We start from the raw sequence: 16,643 nt of genomic DNA on the forward strand, positions 1-16,643 counted from the left end.
TGCAACGCTTCGCCGCGCTCGCCATCGTCGATCACGTACCCGATATTCAAAAAGGATGGCGAGGATGCGCGATTACCTGAAGCATTATATCGACGGCGCCTGGGTCGATAGCGACGGCGGCACGCTGCACGAAGTGATCAACCCCGCCACCGAACAGCCTTGTAGCCGGATCACGCTCGGCACCGAGGCCGATGTCGATACCGCTGTGGTTGCCGCGCGGCGGGCGTTCGAGCGTTTCGGTCCCAGCAGTGTCGACGATCGGATCGCGCTGCTCGAGGCGATCAAGGTCGAATACAAGGCCCGCGCGGGCGAGCTTGCCGAGGCGATCGCGCTCGAAATGGGCTGCCCGATCTCGGTCGCGCGTACCGCGCAGGTCGGGTCGGGAATCGGCCACCTCGCCGCGGCGATCAAGGCGCTGCGCGACTTCACCTTCGAAGAGACGATCAACACCAGCATCGTGGTGCACGAGCCGATCGGCGTCGTCGCGCTGATCACGCCCTGGAACTGGCCGCTCAACCAGATCGTCGCCAAGGTCGCGCCCGCGCTCGCGGCGGGCAATACGATGATCCTCAAGCCGTCGGAGGAAGCGCCGGCATGTGCGGCGATCTTCGCCGAGATCCTCGACGCCGCCGGGGTGCCACCGGGGGTGTTCAACCTGGTCAATGGCGACGGCGCGGGGGTCGGCGCGGCGCTTTCGGCGCATCCGGGGATCGACATGGTCAGCTTCACCGGATCGACGCGCGCTGGGATCATGGTCGCCAAAAGCGCCGCCGACACCGTCAAGCGCGTCCACCAGGAACTCGGCGGCAAGGCGCCCTCGGTCGTGCTCGACAGCGCCGACATGGCCAAGGCGGTCCCTGGGACGTTGATGGCGGTCCTGCTCAACTCGGGGCAAAGCTGTATTGCGCCCACCCGGCTGCTGGTCCCGGCGGCGCGGCAGGACGAAGCGGTCGAAATCGCGCGGGCGATGGTCGAGGCGACCAAGACCGGCGACCCGATGACCGAGGGGCGGCACATCGGCCCGCTGGTCAACCAAGCGCAGTTCGACAAGGTGCAGGCGCTGATCGAGGCGGGGATCGCCGAGGGCGCGACGCTTGAGGCCGGCGGCCCCGGCCGACCCGAGGGCGTCGATACCGGCTATTATGTGCGCCCCACCCTGTTCTCGAACGTGACCAACGACATGAGCATCGCGCGCGAGGAAATCTTCGGCCCGGTGGTGACGATCATCCCCTATGACAGCGAGGAGGACGCGATCCGCATCGCCAACGACACCGCCTATGGCCTGTCGGCGGTGCTGTTCGGTGACAAGGACGGGATCTCGCGGGTCGCGCCGCGGCTGCGCGCCGGCATGGTGTACGTCAATGGTGGCCAGCCCGATCCGAGCGTGCCCTTCGGCGGCTACAAGCAGTCGGGCAATGGCCGCGAATATGGCAAGTTCGGCTTGGCCGAATTCATGGAAGTGAAATCGGTGGTCGGGATGCTGGCCTGATCCCTATCGACGGCCCGGCTGAACCGGGCCGCCGCTATGCCCCGGTGGCTTTTAGCCGAGCAATTCTTCGAGAAACGACTTTTTGCGCTTTTTGCCGTGATAGCGATCGTCGTTGCGATACCCGCCGCTGCCGCTCCACGGATTGCCTTGTGGCTGCTGATAGGATGGCTGCGGCGGCGGCGCATAGCTTGGCTGCGGCGCGGCGGGGGCCTGTTCGGCGGCGCTACGCTCGATGATCTTGTCGAGTTCGCCGCGATCGAGCCACACGCCGCGGCAGGTGGGGCAATAATCGATCTCGATGCCGTGGCGCTCGGCCATGGCGAGCGGAGTCTTGCAAACGGGGCATGGCATCCCGGCAACGGCTTCGGCTGAACGCATCGAACTCTCCTGCTGATGAACGGTCGATATGGGGTATAGGGCGGACCTGCGCAAATCAGCTGACCGGCCACACCCACAGGATCATCGGCGTGCCCACCAGCAGCACCAGCACCGATAGCGGCGCGCCCAGCCGCGCATAATCGCCGAAGCGATAGCCCCCGGGCCCCATCACCAGCGTGTTGCACTGGTGGCCGATCGGGGTGAGGAAATCACACCCCGCGCCCACCGCGGTCGCCATCAGGAACGGCTCGGGACGGTAGCCCAAGCTGGCAGCGAAGGTCGCGGCGATCGGCGCCATCACCAGCACCGTCGCGGCGTTGTTGAGGAACGGCGTCACCGCCATCGCCGCCGCCAGGATCAGCGCGATCGCCCCCCAGGGCGGCAGCGTCACCGCGACCCCCGAGAGCCACTGGCCGATCAGGTCGCTGGTGCCGGTGGTGCGCAGCGTGTCCGACACCGGAATCAGCGCGCCGAGCATGATCAGGATCGGCCATTCGATATGGTTGTACGCCTCGCGGATCGGCATCGCGCCGGTCGCCAGGATCACGCCGGCGGCGCAGAAGAACGCGACCGCAACGGGGACATAGCCGAGCGCGGTCGCGAGCATCGCCACCGCCAGGATGCCGATCGGCAGCAGCGACTTGCGGCCATTGCCCAGCCGGATCGTCCGTTCGGCCAGCGGCAGGCAGCCGAGCTCGCGCATCCGATCGGGCAGGATCGTCAGCGGTCCCTGCAGCACCAGCACGTCGCCCGCGCGCAGCGTGGTGTTGGCGAGGCGGCGGGTGAGCCGCTCGCCCTGGCGCGACACCGCGATCAGGTTGACGCCATAGCGCTGGCGCAGCAGCAGCCGGCCCGCGGTCCGCCCGATCAAGGGCGAATCGACGTTGATCACCGCCTCGATCACCCCGACCTCGTCGCTCTCAGTGCCTTCGGGCCCGTCACGGTGATGCCCCTCGAGCTCGAGCCGATCGCCGGCGATGACGCGCTCGAGGCTGTCGGGTGCGCCGCCCAGGATCAGCGTGTCGTCCTCGTGCAGCTCCATCGTATCATTGGGCATCGTCCGCAGGCCGTTGCGCAGCAGCGCGGTGACGGTGACCTCATGCTCGTGGCGCTCGACGAAGTCACCGACGGTCTCGCCGATCGCGGGCGATTTGGGGGCGATCGTCGCTTCGGTGACATAGCTGTTGATGTCGAGCGATTCGCCCATCGTCGCGGCGCCGCGCCGATCGCTCGGCAGCAGCCGATAGGCGAAGAACAGATAAATCAGCCCCATCACCGCAAGCACCGCGCCGACGGGTAGATAATCGAACATCTCGAACGGCTGGCCGGTAATCTCCTCGCGCACCCGGCTGACGATGACGTTGGGCGAGGTACCGACCAGCGTCATCAGCCCGCCGAGCAGCGACGCGAACGCCATCGGCATCAGGAAGGCCGAGGGCGACACCTGCGACTTCTTGGCCATCTGGAACGCCACCGGCATCATCATCGCCAGCGCGCCGATATTCTTGACCAGCCCCGAGGCGAGCCCGACGGTACCCGTCAGCAGCAGCAACTGGGTGCGGACGCTGGTGACGCGCTTTTGGAGGAAGCCCATCGTCGTTTCGACGACCCCCGAGCGCTGGACCGCGCCCGAGATCACCAGCGCCGACCCGACGATGATGACGATGTCGTCCGAAAAGCCGGTGAACGCCTCGGCCGGGCTGACGATTCCGACCGCGAGCGCCGCCATCAGCGCGATGATCGCGACCAGATCGTAGCGCAGCTTCCCCCAGATGAAGAGACCCATCATCCCCAGCAGGACGGCGACCGACAGGATCTGAGGAAGGGTCATCGGGCGGGCTACCTAGGAGATGGGCTCATGGAACGGGACCGGTCACCGCCACGTCGGCGAACAAGCGAAGCGGACTGCCGTTAGGTCCATGATTTGGCAATACCGCACGCGATAAGATCAATAATCGCGCGACACGCGCACATTCGCACTCTGCCGCCCGATGGTCGAGATCGACGACAGCAGCGACAGCCAGCGCGTCAGCTGGAACTCGACGCGGGTCGCCGAATAGCCCTGCCCGTCGGAGATGATCTCGACATAGGTGCGCCGCGTCACGAACTTGCCCGCGGCGATCGAGGTGCCCTGGCCCGTCTGCGGATCGGCGGCGACGATTCGCAGCCGGTCGAGCCCCGCCGCGCGCCGCACCGCATTGATCGGGTCGAGCCCGTTGCCGCCATCCTGCAGCGCCGACACCGCCGATGCCAGCTGCAGCGCCTCGGGCGCCGAGAGATTGGTGATCGAGGTGCCGAACAACAGCCGCGAGAGCAGTTCGTCCTCGGGCAAAGCGGGGATGCTCGAAAAGCCGATCTGGGGTTTCAGCGCGTTGCCCGTCACGCGGATCGTCGCGTTAAGCCCCTGGGTGTTGGCGTTGGCCGAAATGTCGAGCGCGGGGTTCGAGGGCACCGATCCATCGAAGCTGATCCGCCCGCGATCGATGTCGAAGCTGCGCCCGGCAAAGTCATAGTCGCCGCGCACCAGATCGGCGCGTCCGCGGATCTGCGGTGCGGTCGGCTCGCCACCGATCCGCAGGTTCGCCGACCATTCGCTGTCGAGGCCCAGCCCGGTCACCGCCATGTTGCCCGGCGCACGCGCGCGCAGGTCGAGCTTCCACGGCTCGATCCGTTCGGGCTCGGCATCGTCGCCGCCGCGCTGGTTGATCTCGGTGATGTTGAGCCGCGGGATCGGCGCGGCGACCACCGCCTGGCCGAGCCGGTAGCGGCTGCTGTTGAGTACCACTTCGCCGCCGATCGTGCCGCCGCGCCCGTCGGACGTGATGCTGATCGGCCCGGTCACCGTCGCACCGATATCGTCGCGGTTGATCAGCAGCGCATTCTGCGCGTTGACGTTCAGGTCGATGCCGAAGCCGCGCACCGCGGAAAGGTCGAAGCTGCCCGATCCCGAGACGCTGCCTTGGCGCCCGTCGCGCGCCTGGAACTGATCGATCACCAGCCGCGACCCGTTGAAACGCCCGCGCGTCTGGACGTTGGTGAGCACGGTGCCGGTGACGGTGCTTTCGATCCGCGCATTCTCGCTGCGCAGCGACCCGCGGATCCGCGGATCGGCGAGCCTGCCGCTCACATCGGCGCCGATCGCCACCGGCCCCGACAGGTCGAACAGCTCGATCCCCGTGAGCCGCCAAAGCGTGTCGGCGGGACCACCATAGCGAAGCTGCGCGACCAAAGGCGCGTTCGCTAGACGCTGCGCAAGGCTGCCAGCACCCAGCGGCGCCAGCCGCGCCTGCGCGCGACCGATCGTCCGCCCGCCCGACGCCATGATCGCGCGGAAGCCCGCCTGACCCGGCTGGAGCACGCCCTTCACCCCGACATCGATCGGCCGCGACGAGAGCACCAGCCCCGCGCGGCTGAGCCCGCGGATCGTCATGTCGACCGACCCCGTCGGCGCGGCGTCGGCACGCGCGACATAACTCAGCTTGCCGGTCGCGCGCCCGCCCAGCCCCAGCCCCGGATAGCCGATGTCGAGCACCGTCAGCGGCATCCGCGTGACGCTGGCGTCGATCGCAGTAGTGCCGCCGGCGAGGGTACCGGCAATTTGTGCCTCGCCGTCGGCGAAGGTCAACCGCGTGGGTTCCAGCCGCCAGCCATCGCCCTCGCGGCGGATCACCGCGGGCGACACCAGCTTGAGCGGCCGGCGATCGACGGTGCCGCCGCCGCTGATCGTGTAGCTGTCGGCCGCGATCCGCGCGGTCGCATCGATCGCGAAGCCGCGGCCGCGCGACCCCGCCAGCGCGACCTTGGCGTCGCCGACGCCATCGACCAGCCGCGCACTGCCGTCGAACCGCGCGAGCGTCAGCCCACCGGCGCGCAGGCCGCGCGCGAGCACATTGCCCTCGAGCGTGGTGCCGGCGGGATCGAGCAAGGTCGTGAAGCGCAATTGGCCGCGGCGGACGCTGAGCGTCTCGGCGAGTTGCGCGCCCTGCGCATCGATCGCGCCGTCGATCCGCTGGATGCCGGCTTGCACCGCGAACGCCAGATTGCCCGACAGCCCGCCGCCAGCGACGTCGAGCCGCCCGTCGAACCCGCCGGCGACGATATCGAGCGCGCCGCTCGCGCGCGTTCCCGCGACGTCGAGCCGCGCGACCTCGATGCGGCCGCTGCCCCCGCGCGGCAGCAGGATCGCGCCCTCGCTGGTGAAGGGCCCCAGCCGCGATCCGCCCGCGGCGGTATAGACATAGCCTTGCGGTGTCGGATCGAGCCGCGCCTGGACGTCGCTGAGGCCGAGCGTCGCGTTGGGCAACGCCAGCCGCAGCTCGACGGTGGGGCGATCGATCCGCCCGTTCAGCTTGAGCGTGACCGGGCCATATTGGCGCTGGGTGCCGCTGCCCTCGAAATAAAAGGTCCCGTCGACGCGGCGGAAGCCGTTGCCGCGCAGCGTCAGGTCGGGCGAGGTGAGCACGGCATTGCGGAAATAGAGGATGCGGTCGGCGCCGCGCTCGAGCCCGGTGACGATCCGCGGCAGCCCGCCGGTAAGCGAGCGGAAGAAGCCATTGTCGAGCCGCACGACCTGCGCGGTGCCGCGCCCGAGGATTCGCGTACCGCGGCCATTGGCGCCGGGCACGACGCTGAGCCGAGAATCGACATCGACGATGCCAAGGCCAGGGATCAGATAGCGTTGCAGTCCGCCCGCCAGCCCGACTTCATATTGCCCGGTACGCAGGTCGACGAACACCATCACCCGGCCCGACAATTTGTCCGATCGCAGCTGCAACTGGTCGCCGGTGATGTTCGCCGCGGTCACCTTGAGCGCGCCCGCCACCGACAGGTTGCGCAGGATGCCGCCCGCGACATTGCCGACCCCGGTCACGCGCGCGGCGGTGAGGCGGATCGGAACGGTGACCGGCGATGCCGACAGCCGCCCCTGCCCCGCGATCCGCACCTGTTCGAAGCCGGTGCGGTCGAACGCGACCTGCGGCGTGGTCAGCCGATAGTCGAAGCGCGCGGTCGAGAAACCGCCGTCGAGGATCACGCGCAGCGCGATGTCGCGCCCGGTCATGTTGCCGACCAGGGCGCTCGGCTGGAGGACGCGCACCGAGGTGCGCAGGTTGCGATAGCGGTTCTCGGCCAGGTCGATGCCGCCGCTGGCTTCGATCGCGAGCGCCGCCGACCGCGCGCTGAGCGTGCCTTCGATCCGTCGGTTGGCGAAGGTGGCGGCGCCGTTCAGCCGGACGCGCGGCGAGGTCAGCCGCTGCAGCCGCCCGCTCAGCAATGATGCCGGCGCGACTTCGCCGCCCAGCGTGTAGCGACCGCTTTCGACCCCCAGCCGCAGATCGGCGATCGACACCCCGCCGACCTTCGCCGCCGCCGATCCCTGCCAGCGCGCCCAGCGGCCATCCCCCTCGACCGCGAACGCCAGCGGGCGGTTCACCCCGGCCAGCCGCGCGAGCACGCCGTCGCCGCGCCCGCGCCCGCGCGCCGCCAGGTCGAAGCGGTCGCGATCGGGGGTCGCGTCGAGCTTGATGCGCAGGAAGTCGCTGCCCTCGACCAATGCCGCCAGATCGACCAATGCGCGGCGGTCGCGCACATCGGCGCGGCCGACGAGCCCGCCGATCCGGCGCTGGCCGGTGATGGCGGGCGCGATCTCGAGCCGGTCGATCGCCAGCCAGCCGATCGCGATGTCGAAGCCCGGCAGGATCGGCCCCTGCCGCCCGGTCGGCAACAGGTTGGGCAATTTGGCGAGCGTCGCGCGCGGGACGGTCAGGCGGCGGATGTCGAGCCGGTTGGCGCTCCACGCCAGCGGGCGCCAGTCGAGCTGCGCGCGCGGCGCCGCAAACACCAGCCCGCGTGCGTCATAGATCCGCACGTCGATGAGCGTCGCGCGGCCATAGATCGAGCCTTCGATCCGGCCAATCCGATAGCGAAGCCCGTTGGCGGGCTTGAGCGCGGCGACCTGATCGGCGACGAAGCGGTGCCCGACCTGGGTATCGAGCAGCAGCACCGCGCCCGCCACCAGCGCCAGCAAACCCGCGACCATCGCGAGCAGCACGCGCGGCCAGCGCCGCTTGCGCACCGCGGGCGCCGGGTCGATGTCGGCCGAGACGACCTCGGTCAAAACGCCTGCCCCAACGACACGTACACCGCGACGCGCGGGTCGCCGGGCTGCGGGTTGAGCGGGGTGCCGACATCGATGCGGATCGGCCCGAAGTTCGAATAATAGCGAACCCCAATCCCCGCGCCGTACCGGAAATCGGTGAATTTGGGCAGCGGCGAGGTGTAGATGTTGCCGCCGTCGAGGAAGGGGACGATCCCGAACGCGCCGAACGCCTTCACCCGCGCCTCGATGGAGAATTCGGTCAGGCTGCGCCCGCCAATCGGATCGTTGTTCTGGTCGCGCGGGCCGATGTCCTGGAAGCCATAGCCGCGCACCGACGCGCCGCCGCCGGCATAGAAGCGCCGCGAGGGGGCGACCGCATCGCGCGGCGCGCCGACGATCGTGCCGAGCCGGACACGCCCCGCGACGACGACGCGGTCGTTGAACGGGTGATAGGCGCTGGCGTCGAGCTGGGTGCGCGCATAGCCGAAGGTCGCGCCGCTGAACGACACCTCGGGCGACAGCCGCCCCGACAGGCGAAAGCCGCGCGTCGGGTTGAGCAGATCGTCGCTGCCGTCATAGGCCAGGCTCGTCGGCAGCGCGCCGATGAAATAGATCCGCTCGCGCGGTTCGCCGGTGGCGAGGATCACGTCGCGCTCGTTCGACGCGAGCAATTCGGCGCCGAGCGACCAGGTCCACGCCTTTTGGAAGAAGATGTTGGTCTGGCGCTCGAGGCTGCCCGAGAGCTGGAAGGTATCGGCGACAAAGGCGTCGCGTTCGAGATGCGCGGCGACCATTTGCAGCGTCAGCACGCGATCGCGCCCGTGGAAATTGTTACGGCGAAACACCACGCTGCCCAATTGCTCGCGGGTGCCGAGCACCCCGCGCAGCGTGAGGCCGCCTTCGGGGGGGAACAGGTTGCGGTGGGTCCAGCTAACCTCGGCACGCGCGCCTTCGCCGGTGCCATAGCCGAGCTCACCCGCGATCGTGCGCGGCGGGCCGGGGACGATCCGCATGTCGAGATCGACGGTGCCCGGCGCCTGCCCCTTCACTTCCTCTATTCGCACCGCCGAGACGATCCCGGTCTGGATGATCGCGCGCCGCAGATCCTCGACCGAGTTCGAATCATAGACGTCGCCGGGTTCGAAGCGCGCGATGTCGAGCACATGCTCGGCATCGAACACGCGATCGTCGCGCATCATCACGCGTCCGAAGCGCAGCAATTCGCCGGGCTGGACATCCATTGACAGCGTCGCGGTCTGCGTCGCGTGATCGACCACGACGCGCGGTTCGCCGACCTCGGCAAAGGGAAAGCCCTCGCGCCCGACGCGGGTGCGCAGCGCGGTCTCGGCAGCGGCGATCGCATCGGCGTTGACCGGATCATTCGCGTCGATGTCGAAGCTCTGGCGCAATTCGTCCTGCTTGGCGCCGGCAGCGGCCAGCCCGGCGACATCGACCCGCTCGAGCCGATAGACCGGCCCCGGCACCACCTCGAGCGTCACCAGCAACTCGCCCGCGGCGGGTTCGACGCGGGTGTCGATCCGCGCGTCATAATAGCCCTCGGCGCGCAGCACCTCGCCGAGCAGCGTCGAATCGGCGCGCGCGCGCCGGTCGATCTGCGCGGCGTTGGCGGGCTTGTCGCGATTGGCGCGCAGGATCGATCCCTCGTCGAAGCGCTGGCGCATCAGCTCGGTCCAGACCGCGTCCATCCCCTCGACCTGGTAGCGATAGCGCGCCTCGCCGGTGCCGTCGTCGATCGCGGCTTCGGCGGTGGCGGTCTCGCCGGGGGCGAGCGCGAGATCGGGCCAGGCGATGCCGAGCTCGGGCATCGGCATCAGCGGCGCATCGGGGTCGAGCAGGTCGTCGTCCTGCGCGCTCGCGGGCGCGGCGGCGTCGGGCGTGGCTGCGGTCTGCGCGCGCGATACCGCGGGCGACAGAACGAGCAGGCCGGCGACGGCAGCGCGCCAGCAACGCCGGCGGGGAACGAGCGACATGCCACCGCCCTAGCCGGTAACGCCGCCTCGCGACAATCATTCCGCCCGACCAAATGGGCGGCGTGCCGCAAGCCGCAGCCCCTGCATGGGCAAGCGACCGCTGGCGTCCCCCCGCGCGACATGGCAAGGCGCGGCGATGACCGATCCCCGCCCCCCTGCCAGCAAGCCACCCGCGCGCAAGCCCGTCGCCGGCGGCGCCCCGCTTGCCCTGTCGCTGATCGTCGGTGCGGTGGTCGGCGCGCTCTATGGCCAGCCCTCGATCGGGCTGCTGATCGGCCTCGGCATCGGCGTCGCGATCGGGCTGCTGATCTGGTGGCGCGACCGCGCGCGCTGATCGCCGCGCGCACCCGGCTCAGGCCAGGCAGCGGCTGACCCAGGCGACGCGGCCGATCACCGCGATCGTCGCCGGATCGATCCCGAACCAGCTCGGCGCTGCCGGATTGTCGCTGAGGATATCGATCCCGCCGCCCGCGCGCCGCAGCCGTTTGACCATCACCACCCCATCGCGCCGAAGCACGTAAACCCCCGCGCGCGCACCCAGCCGCGCATCGGCGTCGACCAATATCTCGTCGCCGTCGAGCAGCGTCGGCGCCATCGAATCGCCCGCGACCCGGATCATCGACGCTGCCTGCGCGCGGACGCCGAGCCGCGCGAGCAATTGCGGATCGATCCGCGCGGGGCGTTCGGGCACGTCGATCTCGGCCACCCCGCCCGGCCCCGCCGAGGCGGCGATGTCGAACCGCGGCACCGCGTGGAGCTCGGCAGGCCCACCCAGCGCCGCCTCTGCGACCCCCAGGAAATCGGCGAGCAATCCGCGCTCGCGCTCGGGCAGCAGCCGCGGCGATCCGCGCGCGACATATTGCTGCACATAGGCCGCGTTGCGCCCGAGCACGCGCGACAGCCGCGCGAGGCTTACCCCGCGCTCGCCCGCGATCCGCGCCAATGCCGCCCGCTGCTCGTGCGATTCCATCGACGATCCATACCCGTAGGAAATTTCCTAGACAAGTTGGAAATGCCGGAACAGATAAGGAACATTAATTCGCCGGAAGGAGCAACGATGGATGAGCATGCTACCCCGTATCGAACGGTTTTTGCGCCACAGCGCGATGCCGCCCACGCTGTTCGGCCGGCGGGTCGCGAACGACCCGCGGCTGGTGGGCGACCTGCGCAACGGGCGCGAGCCGGGACCGCAAATGTGTGCTCGGATCGAAGCGTTCCTCGCCGACCGCGAGCGCGGCTGATGGCGCGCGGTCCCGACGCAGCGACGTTGCTCGAACGCGCGCTGGCGGCGCAAATGGCGGCGTTCGGGGGAACGATCGTCGAGAGCGATTGCGTCCGCTGGGCGAGCGCCACCTTCGTCGGCGCGCGGCATCGGCTGGTGCTGGCGGGCAACGACGGTGCGCCCGCGCGCGACTGGCTGGCGGCATTGCCCGAAGCCGACTGGACCTTGCGCGAGCATCTGGTCGCCGATGTCCGGCTGATCAGCCGCAATACCGCCGATTCGCGCTTCACCGCGACGATTGAGATACTGACCGTCGAGGTCGACTAGGCTTAGCCGCGCGCGGCGAACTTGCGCAGCGTCGAGAGCGCGTCCTCGAGCCCTTCGGCGTCGGGACGCTCGTTCATCGCCGGCCCCGAACGGCGGCGGACGATGCCGCGCTCGAGCCGGTCGAGCAGCGAATGGATCGTCGCGTCGGTTTCGGGCGCGGCGATCGGTTCGGGATCGGGTGCCGATCGCAGCGGGAACGGGAACGGCTCGGGGCGCGTGACGGGGGTGAGGTCGAAGGTTTCGATCCGCGCGGGCTCGGGCACCAGCATCGGCTTGCGATGCAGCGGCGTCACCGTCGCGCTGGGGGTCGCGGGAACCGGCGGGATCGCCGCGGGATCGAACGCCGCGAGCGGTACGTCGAGGTCGCGCGGCAGGTCGGCTTCGACGTGCGGCACCGGCGTGGCGACCAAATCGTCCTTCTTGGCGGTCACGTCGAGGAAAGGCGTGCCGAGGTCGCGCGCCGCCATTACCGGTTCGCGCGCGGGCGCGTCGGGATGCGCATCGGCGCGGCGCAGCACCGGCGCGGTGCGTACCACGCGGGTCGGCACCAGCACGCGCAGCGCCGCGGCCCAGGTCGCCACGGCGGCGATCGCGGCGGCGAGCACCATCAGCGCCAGCCGCGCGGTGCTGCCCAAGGGCGGCTCGGCGGCGGGCAGCAGCGAGGGCAGCCCGCTATCGAGGATCAACGCCTCGATCCGCCAGGTCGGCACGATCGCGACCGCAGCCGCGGCGGCAAGGCCGACGATCGCTGCAGCGAGGGGGGCAAGCGGCAGGTTCATGCGTTGACGTTGGGTAAGCGCGACCATGATGTGTCCGTTCGTGCTGCTGCGATAAGCTCTTGGTAGACCGGTTGATACCGGGAAACATTTGACGACCAGTTACGCTCGCGCTCGACGAAGGCGCGCGCGGTGGCGCGGCGTTCGTCCCATCCCGCGCGATTGGCGAACAGATCGGCCAGCGCCGACGCGATCGCCGAAGGGTCGTCGGGGGCGAACAAGGTGCCGGTGACGCCGTCGGTGATCAGTTCGCGATGCCCGCCGACATTCGAGGCGGCGACGAGCTTGCCCTGCGCCATCGCCTCGAGCGGCTTGAGCGGGGTGACCAGATCGGTCAACCGCATTCGCTTGCGCGGATAGGCCAGGACATCGATGACGCTGTAATAGCGCTCGACCTCGGCATGCGGCACCGGGCCGACGAAATCGATATGCGCCGCGACCGGCGATGCCGCCGCGGCGGCGCGGAGCGCGGCGTCGACCGGCCCGCCGCCGACCATCAGCAGCCGCGCATTGGGCCGCGCCGCGACCAATGCGGGCATCGCCGCGATCAGGTCATCCAGCCCTTCATAATCATAGAAGCTGCCGACATAGCCGACGACATCGGCGCCGTTGAGCCCGCGTGCCGCCGCCAGCGCCGAATCGCGCGGCAACGGGGTGCCGAACATCCCCATGTCGACGCCGTTGGGTGACACCATGATCCGGTTCCCATCGACCCCGCGCGCGATCAGGTCACCGCGCAGCCCCTCGCAGATCACCGCGACGCGATCGACGCGGCGGACCGCGAAGCTTTCGGCGGCGCGGGTCAGCCGGTAGCGCGCCGAACCCTCGCGCCCGGTGCCGTTGCCGACCGCGGCATCCTCCCAGAAGGCGCGGATTTCGTACAGGCAGGGCAGCTTGCGCGCGCGCGCCACCTTGAGCATCGCCAGCGCATTGAGCACCGGCGAATGCGCGTGGAGGACGTCGGGGCGGAAGCTGTCGACCACCGAGTCGATCCGCTCGGCGAGCGCGCGCATCTCGCGCCATTCGCCCACCGGTGCGCGCGCCGGGCGGTGCGCCGGCGTGCGGTGGAAGGTAAGCCCGTCGAACGTCTCGACGCCCGAGTCGGAAACCCCCTGGCGCGGCCCGGTAACCCCCTCGACCGCCCAGCCGCGCGCGACCTGCGCCTTGAGGATCGCGCGGCTGCGATAGGTGTAGCCGCTGTGGATCGGCAGGCTGTGATCGAAGATGTGCAGGATGCGCATGCCGATGCTGTGCCACGCGAGTGTTTAACGCCGCGTCAACCGCATGGGGGTAGCAAGGGGCATCGGCGCGACACGGAGCGAGCATATGATCGACAATTTCTCGCTCGGGCTGACGCATGGGTTGATGCTGCTCACCGCCTGGCTGTTGCTGCGCCGCCCCGACCTCGATCGCGAGGGCGGCGAGGCGCCCAAGGGGTTCGCCGCGCGGCTGCGGCCGGGTCGCAAGCGCGACGATGGGTGACGCACCCGGCGCGCCGCGCGGGGAGTTGCGCGCGCTCACCAGCGTGCGCGGGATCGCCGCGTGGTTCGTCGTCTTCTACCATATCCGCGAATCGGTGGCGGGGCTCGGCGGCTGGCCGCTCGCGATCGTCGCGCATGGCTATCTCGCGGTCGATTTCTTCTTCCTGCTGTCGGGCTTCGTGCTGTGGCTGAGCTATGCCGAGCGGCTTCGCAGCGGGGGCTTGCGCGTGGTACCGGGTTTTCTCCAGCGACGATTCGCCAGGATCTGGCCGCTGCATGCGGTGGTGCTGAGCGGCGGGGTCGCGCTCGCGCTGCTGCTCGCGGCGACGGGGCGGCACGATCCAGTCGACTTTCCCTTTGCCGAACTCCCGCTGCATTATCTGCTGGTGCAGAATTGGGGGTTCACCCGCGCGCTGGCGTGGAACGACCCCGCCTGGTCGATCTCGGTCGAGACCGCAGCGTACCTGCTCTTCCCGCTGCTGGCCTTCGCGATCGACTGGCGCCGGCTGCCGAGCTGGACGCTGCTGGGAATGATCGCGGTACTGCTGGCGGCGCTGCACGCGGTGTTCGCGGCGGCCGGCAGCGACTCGCTCAACGCCGACATTCCGCGCTTCGGCCTGCTGCGCTGCCTGATCGAGTTCAGCATGGGAACGATCGTGTGCGCCTTGTGGCTACGTTGGCGCGGATCGGCACTAGTGGCGCGCGTCGCCGCCGGGCTGGCGCTCGCGGCGTTGGCCGCGGTGGCAGCGGGCTGGGCACCCGAGACATTACTGGTTCCTGTCTGCTTCGCCGCTGCCCTGCTGGCGCTGGCGTTGACCTCGGGCGCGCGAAACCCGCTCGAGGCCGCACCGCTGCACTGGCTCGGCGAGCTCAGCTACGCGACCTATCTGTGCCATTTCCTGCTGTGGAAGGCGTTCAAGCTTGCCTTCGTCGCCGCGCCCGGTCCGGTCGGCTGGCCGCTGATCGCGCTGTATCTGGCGCTGGTGCTGGCGGCGTCGGCAGCGCTCTATGGCTGGGTAGAGCGGCCCGCGCAGCGGTGGCTCAATGCCGCCGCACCGAAATTCCGTCGCCCCAGCGAAAGCTGGGGCCTCCCGCGATAGCGGCGCACCATCGCGGGAGATGCCAGCCTTCGCTGGCATGACGGCGTTATCGACAGATCAATGCACCGCTTCGGTGCCGACCTTCTCGAGCGCCTCAATCAGCGCCTTGTTGAACGCCGGAATGTCGCCCGGATTGCGGCTGGTGATCAGATTGCCGTCGACCACCACTTCCTCGTCGACCACATCGGCGCCGGCATTTTCGAGATCGGTGCGCACCGACGGCCAGCTCGTCACGCGGCGGCCATCGACGACATCGGCCTCGACCAGCAGCCACGGGGCGTGGCAGATCGCCGCGACGATCTTGTCGTCGTCCATGAACTCTTCGACGATCTCGATCGCGCGTTCCTGCAGCCGCATCGTGTCGGGGTTGGCGAGCCCGCCCGGCAGGACCAGCGCGTCGAAATCCTCGGTATCGACGTCGTCGAGCGTCATGTCGGGGGTGATCGTCTCGGTCGGCTCGCTGTCGTTCTTGACGCCCTGGATCGGGTCGGTCTTGATCGACGCCAGCGTCACCTGGACGCCGGCATCGAGCAGCGCCTGGCGGGGGTCGAACAGCTCCGAATGTTCGAAGCCGTCGGTGGCGAGCATCAGCACGCGGATATTGTTCAGGTCGGCCATGGGATAGCTCCATCGAAAGTGGAAATCGTTCCTGCCGCCAACCGTCGGCCAAGGCGCTTGTTCCAGCGTTCGCGACGGTTGCGGAACGAAGCTGCGCGCCGCGCATTCCTGATGCCACCCAAACGAGGAACCGATGCCGGACTCGACGATCATCTATCACGACGACAGCGAAGCCGGCATCACGCGCAAGAAGGTGCGGGGTGGCTGGGGCTATTGGAACCCCGCGGGCGAGCGGATCAAGGACCGCGACGAGATCGACCGGCTCAACGCGATCGGCCTGCCGCCCGCCTATCGCGACGCCTGGTATTGCCCCAGCCCGCACGGCCATATCCAGGCGGTCGGCTGGGACGAGAAGGGCCGCAAGCAATATCGCTATCACCTCGAATTCCGCGAAACGCAGGAAGCCGCCAAATATGCGCGCTGCCCCGCCTTCGGGCTCGCGCTGCCCAAGCTGCGCAAGCGCGTCGAGCGCGACCTGCGCTCGCCCAAATTGAGCCGCGCGCGTGCGGTGGCGGCGGTAGTGCGGCTGCTCGACCACGGCCATGTCCGCATCGGCAACGAAGGCTATGCCAAGGCGAATAAGAGCTTCGGCGCGACGACGCTGCGCAAGCACCACGCCAAGCTGACCGGCAAGACGCTGCGGCTGCAATATCGCGCCAAATCGGGCAAGATGCGGCTGATGACAATCACCGACGGTTCGCTGATCCGCTTCGTGAAGCGCTGCCAGGACCTGCCCGGCCAGCATTTGTTCCGCTGGGTCGACCAGGCGGGCGAGACGCATCCGGTCACGTCGAGCGACGTCAACGCCTATATCCGCGAAGCGATGGCCGGCGAATTCACCGCCAAGCATTTCCGCACCTGGGGCGCCAGTGCGATCGCGTTCGAGACGCTGGCGCTCGCCGAGGCGCCGATCGGACTGAAGGCGATGCTCGAACCCGTCACCGAAGCACTCGGCAACACCCCCGCGATCGCGCGCAAAAGCTATGTCCACCCCGCCTTGGTCGAGCTCGCCAAGGACAAGGCGGCGCAGATCGAGATGCGCGCCGCGCTCCGCCTACCGCGATCGACCCGCCACTTGTCGCGCGCCGAACGCGGGCTGATAGCATTCCTGGCCGCGCTCGACCAAGCCGAGCCCTCGCCCGCCAAGGCCGCCTGAAGAAAGCC

15 protein-coding genes are annotated in these 16,643 nt (G+C 69.2%); 7 read left to right on the forward strand and 8 right to left on the reverse strand.

The window, feature by feature from the left end; translation table 11 throughout:
• Nucleotides 1–64: 64 nt before the first annotated feature.
• The gene (locus tag OKW76_RS07880; protein ID WP_265552656.1) at nucleotides 65–1,489 is read left to right on the forward strand and encodes an aldehyde dehydrogenase family protein; all 1,425 of its coding nucleotides are present in this window, start codon (nucleotides 65–67) and stop codon (nucleotides 1,487–1,489) included.
• A gap of 51 nt (nucleotides 1,490–1,540) precedes the next feature.
• On the opposite strand, the gene OKW76_RS07885 is transcribed toward OKW76_RS07880, so the two are convergent.
• The 4 genes from OKW76_RS07885 to OKW76_RS07900 all read right to left on the reverse strand — a co-directional run bounded on the left by OKW76_RS07885 (nucleotide 1,541) and on the right by OKW76_RS07900 (nucleotide 9,955).
• On the reverse strand, nucleotides 1,541–1,867 hold the full coding sequence (locus OKW76_RS07885) for a zf-TFIIB domain-containing protein (protein WP_265552657.1): 327 nt from the start codon (nucleotides 1,865–1,867) through the stop codon (nucleotides 1,541–1,543).
• A gap of 55 nt (nucleotides 1,868–1,922) precedes the next feature.
• On the reverse strand, nucleotides 1,923–3,698 hold the full coding sequence (locus OKW76_RS07890; protein WP_265552659.1) for an SLC13 family permease: 1,776 nt from the start codon (nucleotides 3,696–3,698) through the stop codon (nucleotides 1,923–1,925).
• Between the two features lie 117 nt (nucleotides 3,699–3,815).
• A complete protein-coding gene (locus OKW76_RS07895; RefSeq protein WP_322740118.1) occupies nucleotides 3,816–7,982 on the reverse strand; it encodes a translocation/assembly module TamB domain-containing protein in 4,167 nt (1,388 codons plus the stop codon).
• Nucleotides 7,979–9,955, reverse strand: a complete 1,977-nt coding sequence (locus tag OKW76_RS07900; RefSeq protein WP_265552661.1) for an autotransporter assembly complex protein TamA — start codon at nucleotides 9,953–9,955, stop codon at nucleotides 7,979–7,981. Before OKW76_RS07900 ends, OKW76_RS07895 begins: the two co-directional genes overlap by 4 nt.
• A gap of 136 nt (nucleotides 9,956–10,091) precedes the next feature.
• On the opposite strand from OKW76_RS07900, the gene OKW76_RS07905 reads away from it, so the two are divergent.
• Entirely contained in the window at nucleotides 10,092–10,289 is a 198-nt protein-coding gene (locus OKW76_RS07905; RefSeq protein ID WP_265552663.1) for a hypothetical protein, read from the forward strand.
• A gap of 18 nt (nucleotides 10,290–10,307) precedes the next feature.
• Here the strand turns inward: OKW76_RS07905 and OKW76_RS07910 are convergent, their stop codons facing one another.
• Nucleotides 10,308–10,925: a S24 family peptidase gene (locus tag OKW76_RS07910; protein WP_265552665.1), complete on the reverse strand. Its 618-nt coding sequence runs from the start codon at nucleotides 10,923–10,925 to the stop codon at nucleotides 10,308–10,310.
• Between the two features lie 91 nt (nucleotides 10,926–11,016).
• Here OKW76_RS07910 and OKW76_RS07915 point away from each other — a divergent pair, with 91 nt between their 5' ends.
• Complete coding sequence (locus OKW76_RS07915) at nucleotides 11,017–11,196, forward strand: hypothetical protein (RefSeq protein ID WP_265552667.1); 180 nt, start codon at nucleotides 11,017–11,019, stop codon at nucleotides 11,194–11,196.
• Complete coding sequence (locus OKW76_RS07920) at nucleotides 11,196–11,504, forward strand: hypothetical protein (protein WP_265552668.1); 309 nt, start codon at nucleotides 11,196–11,198, stop codon at nucleotides 11,502–11,504. Before OKW76_RS07915 ends, OKW76_RS07920 begins: the two co-directional genes overlap by 1 nt.
• 2 nt (nucleotides 11,505–11,506) lie before the next feature.
• Here the strand turns inward: OKW76_RS07920 and OKW76_RS07925 are convergent, their stop codons facing one another.
• Both OKW76_RS07925 and OKW76_RS07930 read right to left on the reverse strand, forming a co-directional pair.
• Complete coding sequence (locus tag OKW76_RS07925) at nucleotides 11,507–12,283, reverse strand: hypothetical protein (RefSeq protein ID WP_265552670.1); 777 nt, start codon at nucleotides 12,281–12,283, stop codon at nucleotides 11,507–11,509.
• Nucleotides 12,280–13,521, reverse strand: coding sequence for a TIGR04063 family PEP-CTERM/XrtA system glycosyltransferase (locus OKW76_RS07930; RefSeq protein ID WP_265552672.1), 1,242 nt, complete (start codon nucleotides 13,519–13,521; stop codon nucleotides 12,280–12,282). Before OKW76_RS07930 ends, OKW76_RS07925 begins: the two co-directional genes overlap by 4 nt.
• Nucleotides 13,522–13,606: 85 nt before the next feature.
• On the opposite strand from OKW76_RS07930, the gene OKW76_RS07935 reads away from it, so the two are divergent.
• Together OKW76_RS07935 and OKW76_RS07940 are read left to right on the forward strand one after the other, a co-directional pair.
• Nucleotides 13,607–13,762, forward strand: coding sequence for a hypothetical protein (locus OKW76_RS07935; protein ID WP_256505140.1), 156 nt, complete (start codon nucleotides 13,607–13,609; stop codon nucleotides 13,760–13,762).
• On the forward strand, nucleotides 13,755–14,861 hold the full coding sequence (locus OKW76_RS07940; RefSeq protein WP_265552675.1) for an acyltransferase family protein: 1,107 nt from the start codon (nucleotides 13,755–13,757) through the stop codon (nucleotides 14,859–14,861). Before OKW76_RS07935 ends, OKW76_RS07940 begins: the two co-directional genes overlap by 8 nt.
• Before the next feature lie 57 nt (nucleotides 14,862–14,918).
• On the opposite strand, the gene OKW76_RS07945 is transcribed toward OKW76_RS07940, so the two are convergent.
• Nucleotides 14,919–15,479, reverse strand: a complete 561-nt coding sequence (locus tag OKW76_RS07945; protein WP_265552677.1) for a type 1 glutamine amidotransferase domain-containing protein — start codon at nucleotides 15,477–15,479, stop codon at nucleotides 14,919–14,921.
• A 133-nt stretch (nucleotides 15,480–15,612) separates the two neighbouring features.
• Here OKW76_RS07945 and OKW76_RS07950 point away from each other — a divergent pair, with 133 nt between their 5' ends.
• On the forward strand, nucleotides 15,613–16,635 hold the full coding sequence (locus tag OKW76_RS07950) for a DNA topoisomerase IB (RefSeq protein ID WP_265552679.1): 1,023 nt from the start codon (nucleotides 15,613–15,615) through the stop codon (nucleotides 16,633–16,635).
• Nucleotides 16,636–16,643: the final 8 nt, after the last annotated feature.

Origin of the sequence: Sphingomonas sp. S1-29, from assembly GCF_026167545.1 — a bacterium.
Lineage (GTDB): Bacteria > Pseudomonadota > Alphaproteobacteria > Sphingomonadales > Sphingomonadaceae > Sphingomonas.